1 protein-coding gene and 1 pseudogene are annotated in these 1249 nt (G+C 75.1%); both read right to left on the bottom strand.

What is annotated here, in order from left to right:
• Positions 1-1045, bottom strand: a 1045-nt coding sequence (locus tag APM_RS13060; protein WP_007423838.1) for a 3-deoxy-D-manno-octulosonic acid transferase, incomplete at its 3' end; no start/stop codon positions are given.
• A pseudogene (locus APM_RS13055) lies at positions 1030-1249 on the bottom strand (hypothetical protein); the annotation flags it as partial. The pseudogene APM_RS13055 and the gene APM_RS13060, both read right to left, overlap by 16 nt.

Below are 1249 nucleotides of genomic sequence, written 5' to 3'. Positions count from 1 at the left end.
CTTCGGCGAAATTCGCCAGATGCGGGCCGGTGAGCACCGGGCAGCCGAGCTGCGCCGCCTCGATCATGTTGTGGCCGCCGATGGGGACCAGCGAGCCGCCGATGAAGGAAACGGCGGCGAGACGGTAGAACAGGCCGAGTTCGCCCAGCGTGTCGGCGATGTAGAGCCCGCCGGCGGCGGGCGCCTCGCCGCGCGAGCGCCGGGAAACGGGCAGATCGCCGGCGAGACCGGCGATGGCGTCGGCGCGTTCGGGATGGCGCGGCGCGATGATGGTGACGAGGCCGGGCCGGGTTTCGCGCAGAATGCGATGCGCGGCGATCACCGGCGCATCCTCGCCCGGATGGGTGCTGGCGGCGAGGATGAACGGGCCGGCTGCGGCGGCGGCGAGTGCGGCGCGGGCGGCGGGATCGTCCGGCAGGTCGGGGGCGGCGAATTTCAGGTTGCCCCAGGTCTCGACGCGGGTGAGGCCGAGGCCGCGCAGCGAAGCGGCATCCGGCGCCGATTGCGCGGCGATCAGCCGGAACCCGCCGAACAGGGCGCGGGCGAGGGTGGGGGCGCGGCGCCAGCGCGCGGCGCTGCGGGCGGAGAGGCGGGCGTTGAACAGGAAGCGGGGGATGCGCCGCGCGTCGAGCCCGGCGAGCAGGTTCGGCCAGATCTCGGATTCGAGGAACACCGCCGCGTCCGGCCGCCAATGGTCGAGGAAGCGCGTGGCATGGGCGGCGACGTCGAGCGGGACGAACTGGTGCAGCGCCCGCGCCCGCGATTCGGCAAGGGCGGCGGCGGTGCGGGTGCCGGTGGTCAGCAGCACGGTTGCGCGGTCGGCCAGGGCGTCGATCATGCCGAGGGCGGACATCGTCTCGCCCATGCTGGCGGCATGGACCCAGACGAGCCGGCCCGGCGGCCGCGCCAGCCCGGCGATGCCGTAGCGCTCCGGCAGGCGGGCGGCGATTTCCTTGCCGCGCCGCGCCCGCCGCGCCAGCCAGAACGGCAGCAGCGGGGCGATGCCGGCGGTGGCGAGGCGATAGGCGGTCAGGCCTGCCGGCATCGCGCGAGCGCCTCGTCCAGCGTGCGGCTCATCTCGGCCTCGATCTGCGGCAGCGCGGTTGCCCAGTCGTCCCGGGAGACGGCGATCGGCGCCGAGGCGACCAGCGCGCCGCGGCCGAAGGGCAAAGGCAGGCGCATCGAATCCCAGCTGTCGAGCCCGAAGGCGTGGCTGGTGGCCGCACCGGCGCAGAAGACCGGCGCGCCG

This window comes from Acidiphilium sp. PM (genome assembly GCF_000219295.1).
Classification (GTDB): Bacteria; Pseudomonadota; Alphaproteobacteria; order Acetobacterales; family Acetobacteraceae; genus Acidiphilium; species Acidiphilium multivorum.
The sequence above is the reverse complement of the archived record's forward strand: the minus strand, read 5'-3'. Positions and strand labels throughout refer to the sequence as shown.